Consider the following 21,088-nt stretch of genomic DNA (forward strand, 5'->3'; position numbering starts at 1 on the left):
AATGCTAAAAACCATTTCACCGTTAATTTCCCCGACACTGCTCAAAGTGCTGGCCGAGATGGGCCACGGGGACGAAATCATTTTTTCCGACGCTCACTTTCCCGCGCATAGCCTGGGCCCGCAGGTGATTCGCGCCGATGGTCTTAGCGTCAGCGATCTACTGCGGGCAATTATTCCGCTCTTTGAGCTGGATAGCTACGCCCCTCCGCTGGTGATGATGGCCGCCGTGGAAGGCGACACGCTCGATCCCAGCGTTGAAGCGCGCTATCGCGATGCCTTGTCATTAGAAGCGCCGTGCCCGGATATCGTTCGTATCGACCGCTATGCGTTTTATGAGCGGGCGCAAAAAGCGTTTGCGATCGTTATCACAGGTGAGTGCGCGAAGTACGGAAATATTCTTTTAAAAAAAGGGGTAACGCCGTAATCTCTTGCCGGTGCGCCCGCATGACGCGGGCGTTCATCGAATGATGGGGTGAGAAAAATGAAAGCGGCACGCCAACAAGCGATAGTCGATCTGCTGATCAATCATAAAAGTCTGACCACCGAAGCGCTGGCCACCCGGCTTAACGTCAGTAAAGAGACCATCCGCCGCGATCTCAGTGAACTACAGACGCAGGGAAAAGTGCTGCGTAATCACGGACGAGCTAAATATATTCATCGTGAAAATCAGGACAGCGGCGATCCATTCCATATCCGCCTGAAAAGCCATTATGCGCACAAAGCCGATATTGCCCGTGAAGCGTTAGCGTGGATAGAAGAAGGAACGACGATTGCGCTGGATGCCAGTTCAACTTGCTGGTATCTGGCCCGCCAGTTGCCGGATATTCCCATTCAGGTTTTTACCAATAGCCATCCTATCTGTCAGGAGCTGGGAAAACGCGAACGCATTGCGCTGATAAGTTCCGGCGGCCAGCTTGAACGTAAATATGGCTGTTACGTTAACCCGTCGCTTATCTCACAGCTAAAATCGCTTGATATCGATCTGTTCATCTTTTCCTGCGAGGGAATCGACGGCGGCGGCGATCTGTGGGACTCCAATGCGATCAACGCCGATTTTAAATCTATCCTGCTCAGGCGCGCCTCGCAGTCTTTATTATTGATTGATAAAAGTAAATTTAATCGTTCAGGAGAGGCGCGCATCGGCCATCTGGATGACGTGACGCATATTGTTTCAGATGCGCCGCAGTCATAGGCCGGACAAGCGTGCGCCATCCGGCGCTGATGACGCGCCGGATGACGGCAGCGCGTTTTTATCGCTCGTCGCGACGTCCGCCAACAGCCGCCCACAACCGACGCACGTGCACCGTCACTTCTTCGCGATCGTGATAAAGCTGACGTGCCTGGATCTGCGCATTAACGCCATGCTCATCCAACTGCGCCTGAAGATACGCCAGGTTATGCGATACCTCTTCATAGCGTTTTTTCATCGGCAGTTTAAGGTTAAAAATCGTCTCCCGACACCAGCCGTTCACCAGCCACTGCGCCATTAACGCGGTGACTTTGGCCGGCTTCTCCACCATATCGCAGACCATCCATGAAATATTATTCCGGTTCGGACGGTACCTGAAGCCATCCTCACGCAACCAGGTCACCTGTCCGGTGTCCATCAGGCTTTGCGCCATCGGGCCGTTATCTACGGAGTAGACCCACATATTGCGCTTCACTAACTGGTACGTCCATCCGCCGGGACAGGCGCCCAAATCCACCGCATACATGCCGTTCGCCAGACGTTCATCCCACTCATCTTCCGGGATGAAAACGTGGAGCGCCTCTTCCAGTTTCAGCGTTGAGCGGCTCGGCGCATCAGACGGAAACTTCAAACGCGGGATGCCCATATAAAACGGTGAATTGTTATGCGCGAACGAATAACCAGTATAGCAGCATCCTGGCGCGATAAAAAAGACATGAACGACCGGACGCTTCGGCGTTTCATAATTCGTCAATACGCCCGCATCACGCAAAGCCGCGCGCAGCGGCACCGTAAATTTGCGGCAGAACTTCATCAGTTCTTTACTTTCATTGGTGTCGGCGACTTCAACCCGCAGCTCGCCACCCTTTTCCACTACGCCCTGCAACATGCCGACAATCGGCGTAATTCTGTCTTCCGGCGGTAAATGTTGCAGCAGTTCACCCACCACAAACCACTGGCGGGCGAAAATCAGCGAACTGAACGGCAGTTCTGAAATCAGCTTTTCGCCATCTTCCGGCTGGTAGCATTCATAAATGACATAGCCTGCGTTCTCTTTTACGCGTGCAAAACCAAATATTTCCCGTTTTCCCGCTTTATCGGTAATTTCTGCAGCGCACTCTTTTTCAAACCCCGGACGGCAGAGCAATACAACTTTATTCATGGCTCGCGCCCTTACGTTTCATACGAATGGCGCCAATCAGCAATAGCGCCCAGCCCACCAGGAAACTGACGCCGCCGACAGGCGTGATATACGCCCACAGGCGCAGATGCGAAAGCGCAAGGCAGTACAGGCTGCCGCTAAACAGCACCGTGCCCAGCGCCAGAAAAACGCTGCTCCAGTAAAACCAGATGCTGATACGGCGCTGCATCGCCACCGCCAGGCCAAAGATCGCCAGCGTATGGAACGCCTGATATTGCAGGCCGGTCTGAATCCAGCCCATTTCAACCACGCCCAGGGTTTTACTCAAAACATGCGCCCCGAACGCGCCCAGAGCAACGTAAATAAAACCGCTGATAGCGGCGACAATCAGCATAAAACGGCTGGTCATGGTCATACCCTAAGTTAATTATTGTTCGTAACGAAAACGGAATTTTTCTTGCTCCGTCGCCGCCTTCGCCAAAATCCACTGACGGAAGGCGGCTATTTTACCCAGTTCTGCCTGGCTGTCATGACAAACCAGATAAAAAGCATTCTTACTCACCAGAACATCGTTAAATGGACACACCAGTCGCCCGGCTTCAATTTCCGACTGCGCCATAACATTATTCGCCAGCGCGATCCCCTGTCCGTGAATAGCGGCCTGTAACACCATCGCGCTGTGGCTAAATATCGGCCCTTGCTGAACGTTAATATGGTTGAGCCCTAACTGACGAGTATAGGCCTGCCAGTCACGCCGGGAAGCATCGTGCAATAACGTGTGTTTCGCCAGATCTTCCGGCGTTTTTAACGGTTTTTCGCCTGTGAGCAATAAAGGAGAACAGACGGGCAGTAAATATTCTGCGTATAATTTTTCGACGCGCAAGCCCGGCCAGTTTCCCCGGCCATAAAAAATCGCGACATCGACATCGTCTGCCAGTTTATCTTCCTGACGGTCAACGGCTTGTATCCGAACGTCAATTCCCGGATAAGCTGAGTTAAAGCTGGAGAGTCTGGGCACCAGCCACTGGATGGCAAAACTGGGCGGTAAACTCACCGTCAGCGCCCCTTTGGCACTGCGCGCCTGGAGCTTACGCGTTGCTTCCGTGAGCTGGGAAAATATCTCTTTAATGTCGAGAAAATAGCTTTGGCCTTCTTCCGTCAGCAGCAGCGAACGATTGCGGCGGCGGAACAGTTTTAGCCCCAAAAAATCCTCAAGTGACTTAATTTGGTGGCTTACTGCGGCCTGCGTCACAAAAAGTTCTTCCGCTGCTCGCGTAAAGCTCAAATGGCGCGCGGCAGCATCAAAAACGCGTAACGCATTTAAAGGAGGTAATCGTTTTGACATGGCCTCTGGACTTAATGTCGAATGAATTTAACAAATAGGTAACAATATGTAACCTATTAGTTTTTTTAATCTGAGACATTATAAATTGTCCGTTGAGGTTCTACCAGCAAATACCTATAGTGGCGGCACTTCCTGAGCCGGAACGAAAAGTTTTATCGGAATGCGTGTTCTGATGGGCTTTTGGCTTACGGTTGTGATGTTGTGTTGTTGTGTTTGCAATTGGTCTGCGATTCAGACCACGGTAGCGAGACTACCCTTTTTCACTTCCTGTACATTTACCCTGTCTGTCCATAGTGATTAATGTAGCACCGCCATATTGCGGTGCTTTTTTTTGTATAACAAACGGTTAGTTTTCCAGAGCCACCATCTCTTTCACGTCAGTACGATTGATCTGCTGTTTGTTGCCATTAGCGTCTTTATACGAAATCATACCGGTATCGTTATCGGTCTGGGGTTTACCGTCGGTCACAATGCTACGTCCATCATTGGTGTGCATAACGTAATTAGGACCGGAACAGGCGCTCAGGGCAAAAGTCAGCATACATGCAGAGATAATTGCGGCAGTCTTTTTCATCTTCTTCTCCTTAAAGCTGTTTGTGCTATTTAAAGCGGACTCCGTAACAGGCTTAAACATTCGCCTAACATTATTCAGCATAACCTCCTTTACATAATTCGCCAGGATATACAGACGATTCCGATGGTTAGGACAAACCTTGTATCAGCCGCGCTTTTACGCCACGATCGGTAAACTGAACCGAGGAATATCATGAACGCTTTTAATCCCACGCAGTTTCGCGCGCAGTTTCCCGCGCTAGCCGATGCGGGTGTTTATCTCGATAGCGCCGCCACGGCATTAAAGCCACAGGCAGTCATTGACGCCACGCACCAGTTTTATTGTTTGAGCGCCGGTAACGTTCATCGTAGCCAGTTTGCACAGGCGCAGCGCCTGACGGCGCAATATGAAGCGGCCAGAGCAAAAGCAGCGCGACTGTTAAACGCGCCCGATGAAAAAAGTATCGTCTGGACTCGCGGCACCACCGAAGCGATCAACATGGTGGCGCAGTGTTACGCCCGTCCTCGTCTGCGCCCCGGCGATGAAATTATCGTTAGCGTCGCCGAGCATCACGCCAACCTTGTGCCCTGGCTGATGGTGGCGCAACAAACCGGCGCGCAGGTCATAAAACTGCCGCTTAATGACCGACGTCTTCCTGATGTTGAGCGTCTGCCGGAACTGATCACGTCGCGCAGCCGGATTCTGGCGCTGGGGCAAATGTCGAACGTAACGGGCGGCTGCCCGGATCTCGCAAGCGCTATCAGCGCCGCTCACGCGGCGGGAATGGTAGTGATGGTAGATGGCGCGCAAGGAGCGGTACACTTCCCGGCGGATGTCCAGCAGCTTGATATCGATTTTTATGCTTTTTCCGCTCACAAACTGTATGGCCCGACCGGTATCGGCGTGCTGTACGGTAAGCCGGAGCTTCTTGAGGCGATGTCGCCCTGGCTCGGCGGCGGCAAGATGATCCGTGACGTTAGCTTTGAAGGCTTCACCACTCAAAGCGCTCCCTGGAAACTGGAAGCGGGGACGCCGAACGTCGCCGGGGTCATCGGCCTGAGCGCTGCGCTGGAATGGCTGTCCGATATCGATATTGAACAGGCCGAAAACTGGAGCCGCGGGCTGGCGACGCTGGCGGAAGACGCACTGGCGAAACGTCCGGGCTTTCGTTCGTTCCGCTGCCAGGACTCCAGCCTGCTGGCCTTTGATTTTGTCGGCGTGCACCACGGCGATATGGTGACGCTGCTGGCGGAATACGGTATTGCGCTCCGGGCCGGGCAACATTGCGCCCAGCCATTGCTGGCGGAACTTGGCGTCACAGGGACTCTGCGCGCCTCTTTTGCGCCGTATAATACCCAACATGATGTGGATGCGTTGGTTAACGCCGTTGACCGCGCGCTGGAACTGCTGGTGGATTAATGACAAACCCTCTTTATACCGGACACCCGTTCGGCACAACGGTAACGGAAGAGACGTTACGCGCTATCTTTCTCCCGCTGACCCAGTGGGAGGATAAATATCGTCAGTTGATTCTGTTAGGAAAACAGCTCCCCGCTCTGCCGGATGAATGCAAAGCGCAGGCGAAAGAGATAGCCGGCTGCGAGAACCGCGTCTGGCTGGGCTTTACCCGATCAGATAACGGAACGATGCACTTTTTCGGCGACAGTGAGGGGCGGATTGTCCGCGGCCTGCTGGCGGTATTGCTCACCGCAGTGGAAGGAAAAAACGCCGCCGAATTACAGGCTCGTTCACCGCTGGCGCTGTTTGATGAGCTGGGTTTACGCGCCCAGCTTAGCGCCTCACGCAGTCAGGGGCTGAACGCGCTGAGCGAAGCGATTGTTGCCGCAACGCATAAGGGTTGAAATAGCGTAAATATTCTGTCGCCTGACAGCGCCGTCCGCGGCGGTCAGGCGATGCAGATAAAATAATCCAGTCACTTTATTAGTTTCGGCGTCAGATTTCCCTGATAAACATTCTTTTGATTTTTATCAGCTATCACAATGAAATTACAATGTTAGAATCCATGTTAAAATGGCGTGAAGATTTTAGAGTAAATAAAGCCACTCGATGTAGCGTAGCAGGAGAACTGGAAAATTCATACGTATCGGGTGAAGTTATAACAGGATATGGATAAGTGGAAAAATATCTGCGTAGCGGTACCATGTTTGTGGTACTGGCATTTATATTATGGGGGTTAACACCTTTATATTATCAATATTTATCAGGGGGGAACCTCGCACAAATATTGATATACCGGGTGTTCTGGTCAATTCCATTATTACTGGCAGTAAGATTGTTATTTCGGCAGCGAACGCGATTTCATGATGCCTGGAAAGATAAAAAATCTTTTTTCTTCTGCATGATCGCCGGACTTTTGATGATTGTCTCATGGTCATCTTTTATTTATGCGCTAACCCATCATCTGGTACTTGATGCCAGCCTCGGCTATTTTATCAACCCGCTATTTGTTATTGCGCTGGGATGCATTTTTCTTAAAGAAAAACTGTCGTTGTTTCAGGCCATCGCCGTTTTTTCTGGTGTCTGTGGCCTGACTTTTCAAATTATCATGCTACGGCATTTCCCGGCGCTGGCGCTAACCATGGGATTATCATTTGCGCTATATGGCCTGGCGCGAAAGTTTATACATTATGATGTGATGACATCGATAACTATTGAAACATTATGGGCATTGCCTGTCTCACTATTAATTTTTCTCTTTAGCGATAGCGGACCAATTATATCCGCTAATACTCCTTTCTTTTTGTATGTTATGACGGCGCCAGTGACGATCATTCCACTGGTATTATTTGCCATCGCGTTAAATCACACCTCGTTGATTGTCACCGGACTGGCGCAATATATAGAGCCGTCTTTACAGTTCTTACTTGCCATTATGATATTTGGCGAGCACATTAATTACGCGGAACTGCTCTGCTTTTGTGCGGTATGGTTCGGGTTGTTTCTATGCATATCTGAAAATTTATATTCCCATTATCTCCGCGCCCGTCTGAAACCGGTGTTCGGCAGGGTACAGCGCTTCTTTCGCTAACGAAGGGCGCAGGGCCGGATACGCGTCTGCGTGACACTCCGCCCCGTCCTTTTATTCTTGTCGCGCCGCTTTAGCCATGATCTTCTTCAGCGCATGGGAAACGGCGACAAAACCGAACGTTGCCGTCACCATCGTCGCCGCGCCGAAGCCAGAGGCGCAATCCATCCGTTTTGGCCCTTCTGCGGTAGCTTTCATCGCGCATACGGAACCGTCCGCCTGTGGGTAAACCAGCGCTTCAGTGGAAAAAACGCAGTCCACGCCCAGTTTACCTTTACTGTTCTTCACTACGCCAAAATTATGTTTCAATCTCTCACGCAGTTTTGCCGCCAGCGGATCCTGGATGGTTTTCGCCAAATCAGCGACCTGGATTTGCGTCGGATCGATCTGCCCGCCTGCGCCGCCAGTGGTCACTAAAGGAACCTTATATCGGCGACAGTACGCAATCAGCGCGGCTTTTGGACGAACGCTGTCAATGGCGTCAATGACATAGGTAAAACCCGCGTCCATATAATCCGCCACATTATCCGGCGTGATGAAATCATCGATAACCGTTACCCGGCACTCCGGGTTAATTTGACGAATCCGTTCGGCCATCACTTCCGCTTTCGCCAACCCGACGTTATCACGCAACGCATGGATCTGACGGTTCGTATTGGTCACGCAGACATCGTCCATATCAATCAGCGTAATCGCGCCGATGCCCGTACGCGCCAGCGCCTCTGCCGCCCATGATCCCACCCCGCCGATTCCCACGACGCAGATATGCGCCTCAGCAAACCGCTGCAGCGCTTTTTCACCGTACAGACGCGCGGTGCCGCCAAAGCGTTGGCGCCAGGCATCACTTATCACCACTGACATATGACCTCAGAATAAAAAAAGGTGAGGTTATTCCTCACCCCTGCTCACTATTTTCAGGCCCGATAGCGATCGCGTTATCGGGCAATCCGGTTGTCGCAGAATACCACAATCAGCCGCTAAACACGTTACCGGCGCCCGGCGCGCTTTTTAACACCCAGACGCGACCATAGTGATTATACCATCCGGCACGATGCCCGGCATCCGGGCCAATCCCCTGGTAAATATCAAAGTGCTGGCCTTTAATCGCTCCGCCGACATCCAGTGCGACCATCAAACGTAGCTCATACTGACCGCTAAATTTACCGTTGTTATCCAGCAACGGTACTTCCGCCAACAAGGTCGTGCCAGGCGGAATGATGCTGCGGTCGGAGGCGACGGATGCTCGCCCAATCAGCGGTACAGCGCTGGCACCTTTGACCGGCGCAAAAGATTGCGGCTTAAAGAAGACGAACGACGGGTTCTGCTCCAGTAATTCACGCACTTCCGCTTCGCTGTGCTTCTCTCCCCATTCGCGTATAGCCTGCATCGACATATCTTCTTTTTTCACTTCACCGCGATCGATAAGCACTTTACCAATACTGCGATAAGGCCAGCCGTTTTTACCGGCATAACTAAAGAAGTTCAGTGGACTACCGTCACCAAAATCAATATAGCCGCTGCCCTGGACATCCATAATAAAGTTATCCATCAGCGAATTACTCCAGGCCAGGATGTACTTATCGCTCAGCGCGCCTGCGTAGATCTGAGCGCGGGACGGTAAGCGTCCGCGTTTTGGCGGCATACTATAGATAGGATACTGGAACGCGCCCTGGCGCGTATGGCGAGCCTGAACGACGGGCGTATAGTAGCCCGTGAACTGGACGTTACCGTAGTTGTCGGTGCCTTCCATCTGCCAGGCATCAATACCAAACTGGCGCATAGTGCGCGTATCGCCTCCGGAACGTAACCAGTTCTGGACAGCGTTATAGACGTTGCTTTGATTGGTGTATAAACGCGGCGACGCGGAACGGATCTGGTTGACCTGCTCGGCAAAGTCACCAGCATTAATCGGCGCGCCCACCGCGTCCGGCTGGTTTACCAGGGAGAAGGGCTGGGTAAATTTCCCGTCCTTATATTGCTGACCGCGATCGGTCGGTTTTGATGAACAGGCAGCCAGCATTGCCAGCATTACGCCTGTCGCCACATATTTTGCCCAACGTCCTTTCATGGTGTCTCGTCTTCTGCGTAATCGAAAGTGCCCGGTGAAGATAACAAACCGTCCGAAGTAATGAAATGCGATCGCGATCTCATTATGTAAATTCGTTTAAAAATCGCGCTATCTGCGGTGTATTTGCGCAATTCATGAGAAATTAGCGATTTATATGAAAAAAGGGTTGCAACAAAAGCTCAGCGGAGTATAGTGCGCATCCACGGACGCGGGGTGGAGCAGCCTGGTAGCTCGTCGGGCTCATAACCCGAAGGTCGTCGGTTCAAATCCGGCCCCCGCAACCAATTACAATGAGAATGCAAGTTTAGACGGACGCGGGGTGGAGCAGCCTGGTAGCTCGTCGGGCTCATAACCCGAAGGTCGTCGGTTCAAATCCGGCCCCCGCAACCAACTTAATGAACACCCTTACGGGTGTTTTTTTGTATCTGTCGTCTGGTCCGCAACGACAGTGCGGGCAGCATCCTACTTACCCGCGCAATAAACTCGCCGTCATCTCAGGTTAACTTCTTCTCGCCAGCGTCGCCCCATCGGCAAAATACGCTTTAATGCCCGCCAGAATCGACTCTGCGACCTGTTGCTGGAACGTCGCGGTCTTGAGCTTGCGTTCTTCTTCAATGTTACTGATAAACGCCGTCTCGACCAGAATAGACGGAATATCGGGCGCCTTTAACACCGCAAACCCCGCCTGCTCGACCTTGTTTTTATGCAGGTCATTAATTTTACCAAGCTGCTTCAACACCGCTTTACCGAATTTCAAACTATCGGCAATGGTCAGCGATTGCACCATATCGAACATCGTATGGTCGACATAACGGTCACCGCTTTTGCTCACGCCGCCAATTAAGTCCGAGGCGTTCTGCGTTTGCGCCAGATATTTCGCTGCGGTACTGGTGGCGCCTTTGGTCGATAGCGCGAATACGGATGAACCGCTAGGCTGCCGGCTGGTGAAGGCATCCGCATGAATAGAGACAAACAGGTCGGCGCGCTGTTTCTGCGCTTTCGCCACCCGGACTTTTAACGGAATGAAGATGTCTTCATTGCGCGTCATATAGACCTTCATGTTGCCTTCTTTTTCGATTAACGCGCGCAGGCGGCGGGCTATCTGGAGCACCACGTCTTTTTCACGCGTTTTGTATTTGCCTATCGCGCCGGGGTCTTCGCCGCCGTGTCCCGGATCAAGCATAATAACAATGGGGCGGTCGCGCCCCGCTTTACCGGGCTGCGGCCCGCTTTGCGAAGGCGGCACCTGTTTATCCAGATCGCCTTTATTGTAGTCTTCCAGCAGCGCCAGCAGCGGATCCTGCATATCCTGCGCATTGGCAGGATAAAGATCCATCACCAGACGTTCTTTAAAGCCTGCCACAGGCGCCAGCGCAAATAGCTGCGGCTTCACGTTTTGTTTTAGCTCAAAGACCATACGCACAGTCTTAGGATCAAACTGCCCTACCCTTGCGGATTTGATATACGGATCGTCGCTGCGAATCTGCGCGCCAATGCCTTTAAGCACCGAGTTCAGATTCACATCCTCAATATCTACCACCACGCGGTCCGGGTTACTTAAGGCAAATTGTTTATATTTCAGCAGACGATTCGACTCTACCGTGACGCGGGTATAGCTGGACGCAGGCCAGATACGCACCGCAACGACCTGGCTTACGGCAGCCAGCCCGACCTGGCTCACGCTTAATAGCCACATGGCGCCCGCGCCTTGTAGTAAACGGCGACGGCTGATTGCTGAATTGGCTCCCGACATGCTTCTCCCGAGCAAAAACTAAATAGAGATCATACAAAGTTCATCCAAATTGACCGGAAACTTTAGCGAATGACGCATAATCTGTCATCTATAAAAGGGTAAACATTCTTTTTATATTCACGGCATTACTAAGAAAAGCGATCGGACCGCATAAAATTTACGCTTGCACAGAGGGCAAAAACAGAATAAAAATACACTAATTTCGAATAATAATTCACTAGTGGGGCGCGCAATGATAAAGGAACGTAAAACCGAACTGGTAGAAGGGTTTCGCCATTCAGTTCCCTATATCAACACCCATCGCGGAAAAACCTTTGTCATTATGCTCGGCGGCGAAGCCATTGAGCATGACAATTTTTCCAGCATCGTTAGCGATATCGGGCTACTGCATAGCCTCGGTATTCGCCTTGTCGTGGTGTATGGCGCGCGACCGCAAATCGACGCCAATCTGGCCGCGCATCATCATGAACCGATTTACCACAAAAACACGCGGGTGACGGACGCCAAAGCACTGGAGCTGGTGAAACAGGCCGCCGGTTTACTCCAGCTCGATATTACCGCCCGTCTGTCGATGAGTCTGAACAATACGCCGTTGCAGGGCGCGCACATTAATGTCGTCAGCGGCAATTTCACCATTGCGCAGCCGCTGGGCGTTGATGATGGCGTGGACTACTGTCATAGCGGCCGTATCCGGCGCATTGATGAAGATGCGATCAACCGCCAGTTGGATAACGGCGCGATCGTTCTGATGGGGCCGGTCGCCGTCTCAGTGACCGGCGAAAGTTTTAATCTGACCTCAGAAGAGATTGCCACTCAACTCGCCGTTAAACTGAAAGCGGAAAAAATGATCGGTTTCTGTTCTTCTCAGGGCGTTACCAATAGCGAGGGCGGCATCATTTCTGAACTCTTCCCGAATGAAGCGCAGGCGCGGGTGGAAGAGTTGGAAGCGCTGGGCGATTACAACTCCGGAACCGTACGTTTTTTGCGCGGCGCGGTAAAAGCCTGTCGTAGCGGCGTCCGTCGTTGCCATCTGATCAGCTATCAGGAAGATGGCTCGCTATTACAGGAATTGTTCTCGCGTGATGGTATCGGTACGCAGATCGTCATGGAGAGCGCCGAGCAGATCCGCCGCGCCACCATCAACGATATTGGCGGTATTCTGGAGCTTATCCGCCCACTGGAACAGCAGGGCATTCTGGTACGCCGTTCCCGTGAACAACTGGAGATGGAGATCGATAAATTTACCATTATTCAGCGCGATAATATGACTATCGCCTGCGCGGCGCTGTATCCTTTTGTGGAAGAGAAAATAGGCGAAATGGCCTGCGTTGCGGTGCATCCGGATTATCGCAGCTCATCGCGTGGAGAAGTGCTTCTGGAGCGGGTTGCCGCCCAGGCGCGGCAAATGGGGCTGAGTAAATTGTTTGTGCTGACGACGCGCAGTATTCACTGGTTCCAGGAACGCGGTTTCACGCCTGTCGATATTGAGTTACTGCCTGAGAGCAAGAAAAAAATGTATAACTATCAGCGACGTTCAAAGGTGCTGATGGCGGATTTAGGATAACAAGAGGGGACTGATGGCGCTGCGCTTATCAGGCCTACGCTCGAAAGCATCATTTGGAGGCCGGATAAGACGCTACGCGTCACCATCCGGCGAGAACTCGTCTTATCCGGTACGACTGACTTCATCAAATAAGGTGGCTAATCCGCTGCGCCGCTCCGTACGCGTCACAATCGCGCTTGCCAGGATCCGTTCATCGGCATACAGCGATAACCGCCGCCGCGCCCGCGTAACAGCGGTATACACCAGCTCCCGCGTCACGACCGGCGAACGCTGGCTGGGTAAAATCAGCGCGGCGTGATCAAATTCAGACCCCTGTGATTTATGTACCGTCATCGCCCAGGTTGTATCATGTTCCGGCAGACGGCTGGGCTGAACGGACTTGATCGTGCCGTCCGGCATCACAAACCAGACGCGTAACCCCTGCCCGCGATCGAGCGCAATACCAATATCGCCGTTAAATAGCCCCAACGCGCTATCGTTGCGCGCAATCATTACCGGACGCCCTTCATACCAGCGAGAGTGCGGATGCCGCTGAATTTTTCGTTGCTGCACCATCGCCTGCTCAATGCGGTCATTCAGTCCCCTCACGCCAAATGGGCCTTCGCGCAGCGCGCAAAGCAGTTGATACTCATTGAAAGCCTGAAGGATTGCCTCCGGCGTTGCTTTTTCATGCAGCAACCGCAGGTAGCGACCATAGCCCGCCAGCGCTTCATCCAGCATCCCGGCATAATCGTCGCTGCTTTGCAATGTACGCTTCTCTATATCGCTAAACCCCTGCTGAAAAACAGCCTGGATTGCCGACCTGTCGCCGCAGTTAATCGCCGCCGCCAGCTTGCCGATGCCAGAATCGCTGCCGAAACGATAGCTCTTTTGCAACAAACAGAGGCTATCGCGTAAAGACGCGGCTTGCGTTCCGGCCCCCGCCGGAATGGCGCTCCCTGTTAGTCGACTTAGCTGTCGGGCGCGTTCCGCCGTAAACCCTGCGTTGACATAGGCGCAAATATCGCCCAACACAGCACCCGCCTCAACGGATGCCAACTGATCGCGATCGCCAAGAAAAATGACCCGCCCGTGCGGCGGCAGAGCGTCAATCAAACGTGACATCATCGGCAAATCAATCATTGATGCTTCATCGACCACCAGCACGTCCAGATGCAGCGGGTTGCCCGCATGATGGCGTAATCGCTGGCTGCCGGGCTGTGCGCCCAGCAGTCGGTGCAGCGTACTGGCGTCCTCCGGTATACGCTTTTTCTGCGCATCGGTAAGAGGAAGCTGACGCAACGCCGCGCCGAGCGACTCCGTCAGGCGTGCGGCCGCTTTCCCGGTCGGTGCCGCCAGCCGGATACGGCAACGTTCGCCATCCGCCATTTGAATTAATGCCGCCAGCAGCTTCGCGACGGTGGTGGTTTTACCGGTACCGGGACCGCCTGAAATCACGGAGATACGGCGAGTTAGCGCTACGGCGGCGGCCACCTTTTGCCAGTTCACCTCGTCTGTCGGAGGGAATAGCGCGTCCAGAATACGGGATAACTGATCTTCATCTACGGCGATGGCCTGGTTAACCTCGTTAAAAAAGCGCGCAACCGTACGCTCGTTGCACCACATGCGATTCAGGTAGAGACGATCGCCGCACAGAATTAACGGCGCGGGGCTATCGCCGCAGCTAACCGCCGCAGACGCCAATAACCGCTTTTTCCAGTCGATTGGCGTAGCCGTTTCGCTTATCCAGGCGACCAGTAAGGGATGCGCCTCCTCCGTTAACGTTAAACGCGACAACGGCAGACACACGTGACCTTCACCTGCGTCATGACTAAGCAGCGCTGCCGCCAGCGTCACGGCGGGATCGTCGTTACCGGCGACGGTTAAAGCAAACTGGGCATCAATGGGCCGTAAGAGTTTTTGTTCAACGGCCTCCAGCAACCGCTCCTGGATTGTCATTGCGCCTCCTCACTCATTTCACCTGCAAACATATCATCCAGTTGGTTAATTAACGCCGCCGCAGGGCGAGTGGTAAAAATACCCTGCTGCGGACGTTCGCTATCCACCCCGCGTAAAAAGAGATAGATGACGCCGCCGAAATGGCGTTCATAGTCGTAATTCGCCATTCGATGACGAAGGTAACGGTGCAATGCCAGCGTATAAAGCTGGTACTGCAAATCATAGCGATGCGCCTGCATCGCCGCAGCCATCGCCGTCTGGGTATAAGCGGCGCTATCCTCGCCCAGCCAGTTAGATTTATAGTCGAGCAGGTAATAGCGCCCCTCATAACGGAACACCAGGTCGATAAAGCCCTTTAACATGCCGCGAACCTGCATAAAATCCAGCGCAGGGCAACCTGCTGAAAGCGGGTCGTATCGACGAATCAACGCATCCAGCTCTCCGGCGGTAAGCGGCTGGGCAATCGGCAGATAAAACTCCATTTCGACCTGTTTTTCACGCCCGGTCAGCACGCTCAGACTAACGCCCGTCTCGTTAAGGGGAACATGCAACACGGTGTCCAGCCAGCGGGTAAGTACGGGCTCCCATCGCGTTTCAAAACCACTCAGCTCCAGTTTTTCCTGTACCCATTGGGGGTCTATCGGTTGAGTAAAATCAAGCTCTTCAAACAGGCTGTGCAAAAATGTTCCCGGCGATGCCCCGCGAGGAAAGTGATGCGGCGTCATTGTCGGCGCTTCCGCCGCTTCGCCAACGCCTGCGGCGTCAATGTCGAGACGAGGAATAAGATCTTGCGCCACGCTATGTCCCCGCTGCTGCAAACCGGAATAACTGGTGACGCGCCAGCTATCATAAAGCAGACGTTGCAGCGTTCTGGCGCTGAGTTCCGCGTGCGATGCAGCGGAAATTTGCCAGCGGTCGTTATCCGTATTGCCTGGCGTTCGACACACGATATCCTCGTCGCATAGCGCCTCAATACAGGCGCGAAGGCCTGCGGCATCCATCGGTTCGCCTTTTTGCAGGAGTCGCCCAAGCGCGCTTTGGTGCACATCCGTCTCGCCTTTCTTATCGCTGCGACTCCGCACCAGCGGCGCGACGCCGAGGCTGCAATGCCACACTGCACGGGTCAGCGCGACATAAAGTAGGCGCAGGTCTTCCGCCAGGCGTTCGGCTTCCGCCAGTGCTATGCTCTCTTCGGCGTGACTAAGGTCCAGCACCGCCTCATAGGAGTGCCTGTCGTGATAAAAAGCCTGGTCCTGCACGCGGAAATGGGTGATAAAAGGTAACCAGACCAGCGGGTATTCCAGACCTTTCGATTTATGAATGGTGACGATTTGCACCAGATGCTTATCGCTTTCCAGACGTAGTTGCTGGCTGGAAGCATTGCTATCGGGTTCAAGGATATGTTGCGCCAGCCAACGCACCAGCGCATGTTCGCTTTCCAGCTGCGAACCGGCTTCCTGTAACAGTTCGCTAATATGCAGAATATCCGTCAGCCGACGTTCGCCTCCCGCTGTCGCCAACAGGTTTTCAGCAATATTGCGCGCCGACATTAGCGCGCGCAGCATAGGCATCACGCCGCGTTTATGCCAAATCTGCCGGTAGCCATCAAACTCTTCGACAACCGCATCCCACGCATTTTCATCATTGTTAAGCGTTTCGATATCCAGCGCGGTAAGGCCCATCATTGATGTCGCCAGAGCGCTACGTAGCGTATTCTCACGTTCGGGCGCCATCACCGCCTGCAACACCCACAGCATTTCCTGCGCTTCGAGCGTTTCGAATACGCTGTCGCGGTTAGAAAGATAGACGGAGGGGATCGCCAGTAAGGTCAGCGCATCCCGTATCAGCGCGGCCTCACGCCTGCTGCGCACCAGCACGCTGATATCCGAGGCGCGAACGGGCCGCGACGAATCGCCATTCGTCAGCAGCGCGTCGCCCGTTTGTCCGGCGCGCAGCCAGTCGCGAATTTGCGTGGCGCACACCTGCGCCATATAACTTTGATAATCGCCCGAACCGCAGCTTTCCCCCTCCATTAGCCACAGGGTCATCGCCGGTTGAGGCGCGTCATTCACTTTAAATTGCAGCGACTGGTTTCTGGGCGCAAACTTTACCGGACTGAAGGGAATATCGCGGAACATAAAGGCGTCGTTCATCTGACTGAACAGCTTGTTAACGCTATTCACCATCCCCGGCGTGGAGCGCCAGTTAGTGTCAAGCGTATAGTGCGCGCTCACTTCGCTGCGAGCCTTCATGTAGGTAAAGATATCCGCGCCACGAAACGCATAAATCGCCTGCTTAGGATCGCCAATCAGCAATAGCGCCGTATCGGGTTGATGTCGCCAGATACGGCGAAAAATACGGTACTGTTGTGGGTCGGTATCCTGAAATTCATCGATCATCGCCACCGGAAAACGGGTACGAATCGCCGTAGCCAGCGCCTCGCCGCTTTCACTACGCAGCGCGGTATCTAAACGGCTGAGCATATCGTCAAACCCCAGCTCGCCGCGCCGTCGTTTTTCCTGAGCCACCGTTTCACGGATCTCTGAGAGCGCTCGGGTAAGAACCAGATCTTTAATCGATAGCGGTTCGCCCAACAGGTTATCAATGGCGACAAACAATGGGTGCTGGGGCGTCACGCCGCCAGCTTTGGTGCGCTCAGCTAAAAAACGCTGTGAAAATTTTCCCAACGCCTCGGGTAATTGATAATTTTTGGTCTCTTCTTGCGCCCACGCGGTGATCTTTTCGATCCATTTCGCCTGATTGCCGCGGTTGAATTTTCTGCGATCGATGCCGGATGATTCGATTAGCGCGTCCAGCTCGCTAACCGCCTCACACCACTGCTGCTTCACCTGGTTGATGCGCGCCAGGATCTGTTCATGACGCGATGCCAGCGTCTCCTCCTGCGATGGCGGCGCTTTAATGACCGGCGCTTCGCCCTGCAGATAACGATCGATATCCTTTAAGAGCGCCTTCGGCCCCTTCCATACGTCAAACACCACCTGCGCGATGTCGCGCGGCAGCGGATAGCAATGACGCCGCCAGAAATCGGCGCAGGCCTGATAACGCAACAAAGATTCGTCTTCAATAAGCTGTTGCTCAAACAACATACCGGATTCGAAAGCGTTCAGGCTGAGCATACGCTGGCAAAAACCGTGGATGGTAAAAACCGCGGCCTCATCCATTTGTCGTTCCGCCAGTAATAACCACTGCGCGGCCTGCTTTTTGTCGCTAATTTCTTCCAGCAAGCGGGCATACAGCGGATTATCCGTGCTTTCTCGCAGACAGGCGATGCGCAACTCATGGATATTACTGCGAATTCGCCCACGCAGCTCTTCAGTGGCGGCCTCCGTAAAGGTTACCACCAGCAGTTCTTCAACGGTCAACGGACGGGGAAATGCGGCACTGCCGCCCAGACCGAGCAATAACCGCAGATACAGCGCCGCGATAGTAAACGTTTTGCCTGTGCCCGCTGATGCTTCAATCAGACGCTCGCCTGTCAGGGGCAAGCGCAGAGGATCAAGAGTCTCGGCGACATCATTCATTCTTTTCGCTCATTAGAGGTAACGTTTGCTGCAATGCGCTGACGTTATCCCACACTTTCCAGCCTGTCGGATGCACGTATTCTGCTTTTCCATTCTGGCTACCGGCAATCTGTGACAATATTGCCATACCTTGTGGTTCCACCACCGCCTGGTGGAAGAAGTCGGCAAGCTTTTGTGGCGTCAGCAATTTTATCTGAGCGATGATTTTATCACGCGAGTCAAAGCGCATATTACCCCGATCGAAATCCTTGCTTAAACGGGATGCTTCTTCGCCCAACGTTTGCGGCGCCTGGCGCATTTGCGTAATGATCGCCTGCTGAATTTGGGCGAACTCTTCCGGCTTCATCGCCCTCAGCTTCGCCTCGGCGTCAGGGAAAAATGCCTGATAGCGTTGCCACAGGTAAGAGGGCTGTTTATCGTTGCTCTGTAGCAGGAATCCCATTCCCCACTGACGGCCAACGCTCATCGGAAAGGCGAAAACGGCGTATCCCAGTTGCTCTTCGGTTCGTAGCTGATTGTAAAACCACGGTTGAACAATCTGACCTAACATCGCGCTGTAGGCGGCGCTGACGTACTCGTCGTAGCCGACCGGGACAAAGACCGCTGCTAACGCGGAGTCGGTGCTACTGCCCGCTTTTTCAAATATTACGGACTGCTTTTTCTCAACCACCACGTCTTTGTTGCGACACCACGCCGATCCGTTCGCCGCGAGCTGTTTTTGAACATCTTGCGCCAGAGAGGTCGCCTGGGCTTCGCTCATATTCCCTATAACCAGAAATTCCGGACGAGCGCCCGTTTTTAACGCATTACGATAGGCCATTACCTCTTTCAACGTAATGGACGGCAGCAAAGCGCGACGTTCATCACGGGAAAAATAAGGCACCTGCGAAATCATCTGCACCGGCATAATCGCCTGCTCGTAGGCTTTTCCCTTCTCCGCAGAATCCATCATCTGCGTATACCAGGATTTCGCCTGCGCCAGCTGTTCTTCCGTGGCGTCGTAGCTAAAATATCCTTCCAGCAACGCCAGGAAAAGCTGCGGCAAACGCTGGGTATAACCGTTCGCAGTGACCATCAGACCATTGTTGGCGTTAGTAGAAAAGCTAATGCCGCCCACTGCCGCCTGGTTGCTGAGCTGATCGAGCGCCATTCCCGCCAGATAATCATTAAGGGCGAACAGTACCTGATTGCGGGCGCTGTCCATCGCCTGCGGATTACGCAATACCACGCTCACGTCAGCTTTTGGCTCGCTGGCGAAATAACGACTCGGCGCATAAACCACGCGCAAATCCGCTTTATCGACAATCAGTTCTGGCCGCACGTAGTTTTTGTCATTCTTAACAAGCGTAAAATCATCAGGAATATAGGGGTTTAACTCCGGCAGCGACAACGCAATGCCCTGTGCTTTTTGCTGCCAGTTTTTAAACGTCTGTTCGCTAATCTTATCGACCTGATAAGGCGCATCCACAAAATACGCAATCTTATTATGGGGTTCCTGGGGACTGATGTACCAGATGCGCGCATTCTGCGGCGTCATCATCGCCAGGCGATTTTTGATAGCGGCAGGATCGTAACGATCGGCGATATTCGCCGCATCCAGCGTATGCGCTACCGGGACGCGGATCATAGTGTCCGCCAGCCATTCGACATAGTCCATATCGCGGGTAATCGACGGATAGCGGAAGTCGAGATCCAGCACATGCGCCAGCTCGTCAAAGTAACGTTTATCTATCCCTTTTTCACGTAACGTATTGAGATAGCTAAAGATAGCTGCGACGACTTCATCACGATTGGCCAAACCTTTATCGGTCAGCGTTGCCGAAATGGCAAATACGCCGCTGTTACCATTAACAATTGGATCGGAATCCGCGCTAATACCTTCGACCAGTCCTTGTTTTTGCAGCCAGTCAGAGAGCGTCCCCGGGCTACGATTGCCAATCAGATAAGAGACCAGTTCATCGGTCTTGCTACGGAACTGCGCGCTATTGTTATCAATACGAAACTCCACGCGCAGCACTTTACGCGGTAGCGCCGGCACGTAATGAATAATGATGCCCTTCTGCGCCTCGGTGATGACAGGTACGTTAATTTCCGGTTTTTTAATCTGTTTATTCGGCACGCGACCATAGGTTGCGGCGGCAATACTCGCCAGTTCCGGCAAGGGTTTATTACTGTAAATCACCGCCTTCATCAGATTAGATGAATAGTATTTTTCATGAAAAGCGATCAGCGCCTGTTGCACCGGATTGCCCGGCTTATCGCTTAGCGTTTCCAGATTGCCGCCAGAAAAGTGCGAGCCTGGATGCGCCGGGTTAATGGTTTCGGCGCTTACCTGCGCCATACGCATACCGTCGCGGGTACGCGCCATCGTCAGCTCGGCATTCACCGCGTTTCGCTCGCGTTCGGCGTACTTTTTATCGAGCAATGGCGCGGCAATGGCGTCGGCCAGGCGATCTACGGCGCCTGGAAGCGCATCGTTTTCAACCTCCAGGTAGAAGGCTGTTCGATAAGGCGCAGTGCTGGCGTTATGGCTACCGCCATGTCTTTTAAGGTATTCGGCAAGGCTATCCGCCTGCGGATATTTTTTTGACCCCATCAGGCACATATGCTCAAGATAATGAGCAAGCCCCTGATGAGCCTCAGGATCTTCAAGCGATCCAACGGGCACCACTAACGCTGAAAGAGACTTTACAGCCTGCGGATCGGATACCAGCAACACCACCATGTCATTATCAAGACGTATCGCCTGATACTGCCGAGTATCTTTATCGCTTTTACGGATAGTTTCTTGCAGCGGTTGCCAACCGATATCCGCCTGAACTGCAGGCCCCCAGAGGGCGACCAATAACAATAACGCTTTGAACCAGGTGCTGCGGGGCATTCACGGACCTCATCATTAACTTTCATTCCCACTCATCTGTATGGTCACGTAAACCATCGACCTGAGCA

16 protein-coding genes and 2 tRNA genes are annotated in these 21,088 nt (G+C 53.2%); 8 read left to right on the plus strand and 10 right to left on the minus strand.

Annotated features, from left to right (window positions below):
- The first annotated feature begins 1 nt into the window (after nucleotide 1).
- Together fucU and fucR are read left to right on the plus strand one after the other, a co-directional pair.
- The gene (fucU, locus tag J4614_RS13925; protein WP_000920848.1) at nucleotides 2-424 is read left to right on the plus strand and encodes an L-fucose mutarotase; all 423 of its coding nucleotides are present in this window, start codon (nucleotides 2-4) and stop codon (nucleotides 422-424) included.
- A 57-nt stretch (nucleotides 425-481) separates the two neighbouring features.
- Nucleotides 482-1,192 (plus strand): L-fucose operon activator, encoded by a 711-nt coding sequence (gene fucR, locus J4614_RS13930; protein WP_023262703.1) that lies wholly within the window; start codon nucleotides 482-484, stop codon nucleotides 1,190-1,192.
- 58 nt (nucleotides 1,193-1,250) lie between these two features.
- Here the strand turns inward: fucR and rlmM are convergent, their stop codons facing one another.
- From rlmM to J4614_RS13950, 4 genes are all read right to left on the minus strand, one after another.
- Nucleotides 1,251-2,351, minus strand: a complete 1,101-nt coding sequence (rlmM, locus tag J4614_RS13935) for a 23S rRNA (cytidine(2498)-2'-O)-methyltransferase RlmM (RefSeq protein ID WP_001045494.1) — start codon at nucleotides 2,349-2,351, stop codon at nucleotides 1,251-1,253.
- On the minus strand, nucleotides 2,344-2,739 hold the full coding sequence (locus tag J4614_RS13940; RefSeq protein ID WP_000203913.1) for a DUF423 domain-containing protein: 396 nt from the start codon (nucleotides 2,737-2,739) through the stop codon (nucleotides 2,344-2,346). Before J4614_RS13940 ends, rlmM begins: the two co-directional genes overlap by 8 nt.
- An 18-nt stretch (nucleotides 2,740-2,757) precedes the next feature.
- The gene (gcvA, locus tag J4614_RS13945; protein WP_000044409.1) at nucleotides 2,758-3,675 is read right to left on the minus strand and encodes a glycine cleavage system transcriptional regulator GcvA; all 918 of its coding nucleotides are present in this window, start codon (nucleotides 3,673-3,675) and stop codon (nucleotides 2,758-2,760) included.
- A gap of 346 nt (nucleotides 3,676-4,021) precedes the next feature.
- Nucleotides 4,022-4,249, minus strand: a complete 228-nt coding sequence (locus J4614_RS13950; RefSeq protein ID WP_000750393.1) for a YgdI/YgdR family lipoprotein — start codon at nucleotides 4,247-4,249, stop codon at nucleotides 4,022-4,024.
- A 192-nt stretch (nucleotides 4,250-4,441) separates the two neighbouring features.
- On the opposite strand from J4614_RS13950, the gene csdA reads away from it, so the two are divergent.
- The 3 genes from csdA to rarD all read left to right on the plus strand — a co-directional run bounded on the left by csdA (nucleotide 4,442) and on the right by rarD (nucleotide 7,277).
- Nucleotides 4,442-5,647 (plus strand): cysteine desulfurase CsdA, encoded by a 1,206-nt coding sequence (csdA, locus tag J4614_RS13955; protein ID WP_000991053.1) that lies wholly within the window; start codon nucleotides 4,442-4,444, stop codon nucleotides 5,645-5,647.
- Nucleotides 5,647-6,090, plus strand: coding sequence for a cysteine desulfurase sulfur acceptor subunit CsdE (gene csdE / locus J4614_RS13960; protein WP_000184198.1), 444 nt, complete (start codon nucleotides 5,647-5,649; stop codon nucleotides 6,088-6,090). The genes csdA and csdE overlap by 1 nt, the downstream gene beginning before the upstream one ends.
- Nucleotides 6,091-6,389: 299 nt before the next feature.
- On the plus strand, nucleotides 6,390-7,277 hold the full coding sequence (gene rarD, locus J4614_RS13965; protein WP_077248417.1) for an EamA family transporter RarD: 888 nt from the start codon (nucleotides 6,390-6,392) through the stop codon (nucleotides 7,275-7,277).
- 51 nt (nucleotides 7,278-7,328) lie between these two features.
- Here rarD and tcdA read toward each other — a convergent pair whose 3' ends face one another.
- Nucleotides 7,329-8,135, minus strand: coding sequence for a tRNA cyclic N6-threonylcarbamoyladenosine(37) synthase TcdA (gene tcdA, locus J4614_RS13970; RefSeq protein ID WP_001528031.1), 807 nt, complete (start codon nucleotides 8,133-8,135; stop codon nucleotides 7,329-7,331).
- Between the two features lie 109 nt (nucleotides 8,136-8,244).
- Nucleotides 8,245-9,342, minus strand: coding sequence for a murein transglycosylase A (gene mltA, locus J4614_RS13975; protein ID WP_000678626.1), 1,098 nt, complete (start codon nucleotides 9,340-9,342; stop codon nucleotides 8,245-8,247).
- A gap of 207 nt (nucleotides 9,343-9,549) precedes the next feature.
- Here mltA and J4614_RS13980 point away from each other — a divergent pair.
- Nucleotides 9,550-9,626 (plus strand) — tRNA-Met (locus tag J4614_RS13980).
- A gap of 29 nt (nucleotides 9,627-9,655) precedes the next feature.
- Nucleotides 9,656-9,732 (plus strand) — tRNA-Met (locus J4614_RS13985).
- Between the two features lie 109 nt (nucleotides 9,733-9,841).
- Here the strand turns inward: J4614_RS13985 and amiC are convergent.
- Nucleotides 9,842-11,095, minus strand: a complete 1,254-nt coding sequence (gene amiC / locus J4614_RS13990; RefSeq protein ID WP_000011919.1) for an N-acetylmuramoyl-L-alanine amidase AmiC — start codon at nucleotides 11,093-11,095, stop codon at nucleotides 9,842-9,844.
- A 232-nt stretch (nucleotides 11,096-11,327) separates the two neighbouring features.
- Here amiC and argA point away from each other — a divergent pair, with 232 nt between their 5' ends.
- Complete coding sequence (gene argA / locus J4614_RS13995; protein WP_000588963.1) at nucleotides 11,328-12,659, plus strand: amino-acid N-acetyltransferase; 1,332 nt, start codon at nucleotides 11,328-11,330, stop codon at nucleotides 12,657-12,659.
- Between the two features lie 102 nt (nucleotides 12,660-12,761).
- Here the strand turns inward: argA and recD are convergent, their stop codons facing one another.
- From recD to ptrA, 3 genes are read right to left on the minus strand one after another with little or no spacing between them, the layout of a single operon-like run.
- A complete protein-coding gene (gene recD / locus J4614_RS14000; protein WP_000155138.1) occupies nucleotides 12,762-14,597 on the minus strand; it encodes an exodeoxyribonuclease V subunit alpha in 1,836 nt (611 codons plus the stop codon).
- Entirely contained in the window at nucleotides 14,594-18,139 is a 3,546-nt protein-coding gene (gene recB / locus J4614_RS14005; protein WP_208293214.1) for an exodeoxyribonuclease V subunit beta, read from the minus strand. The genes recD and recB overlap by 4 nt, the downstream gene beginning before the upstream one ends.
- The gene (ptrA, locus tag J4614_RS14010) at nucleotides 18,132-21,020 is read right to left on the minus strand and encodes a pitrilysin (protein WP_023201475.1); all 2,889 of its coding nucleotides are present in this window, start codon (nucleotides 21,018-21,020) and stop codon (nucleotides 18,132-18,134) included. Before ptrA ends, recB begins: the two co-directional genes overlap by 8 nt.
- Nucleotides 21,021-21,088: the final 68 nt, after the last annotated feature.

This window comes from Salmonella sp. 32031103-2018-00083-FB-01-SM-01 (assembly GCF_017571995.1).
Classification (GTDB): Bacteria; Pseudomonadota; Gammaproteobacteria; order Enterobacterales; family Enterobacteriaceae; genus Salmonella; species Salmonella enterica.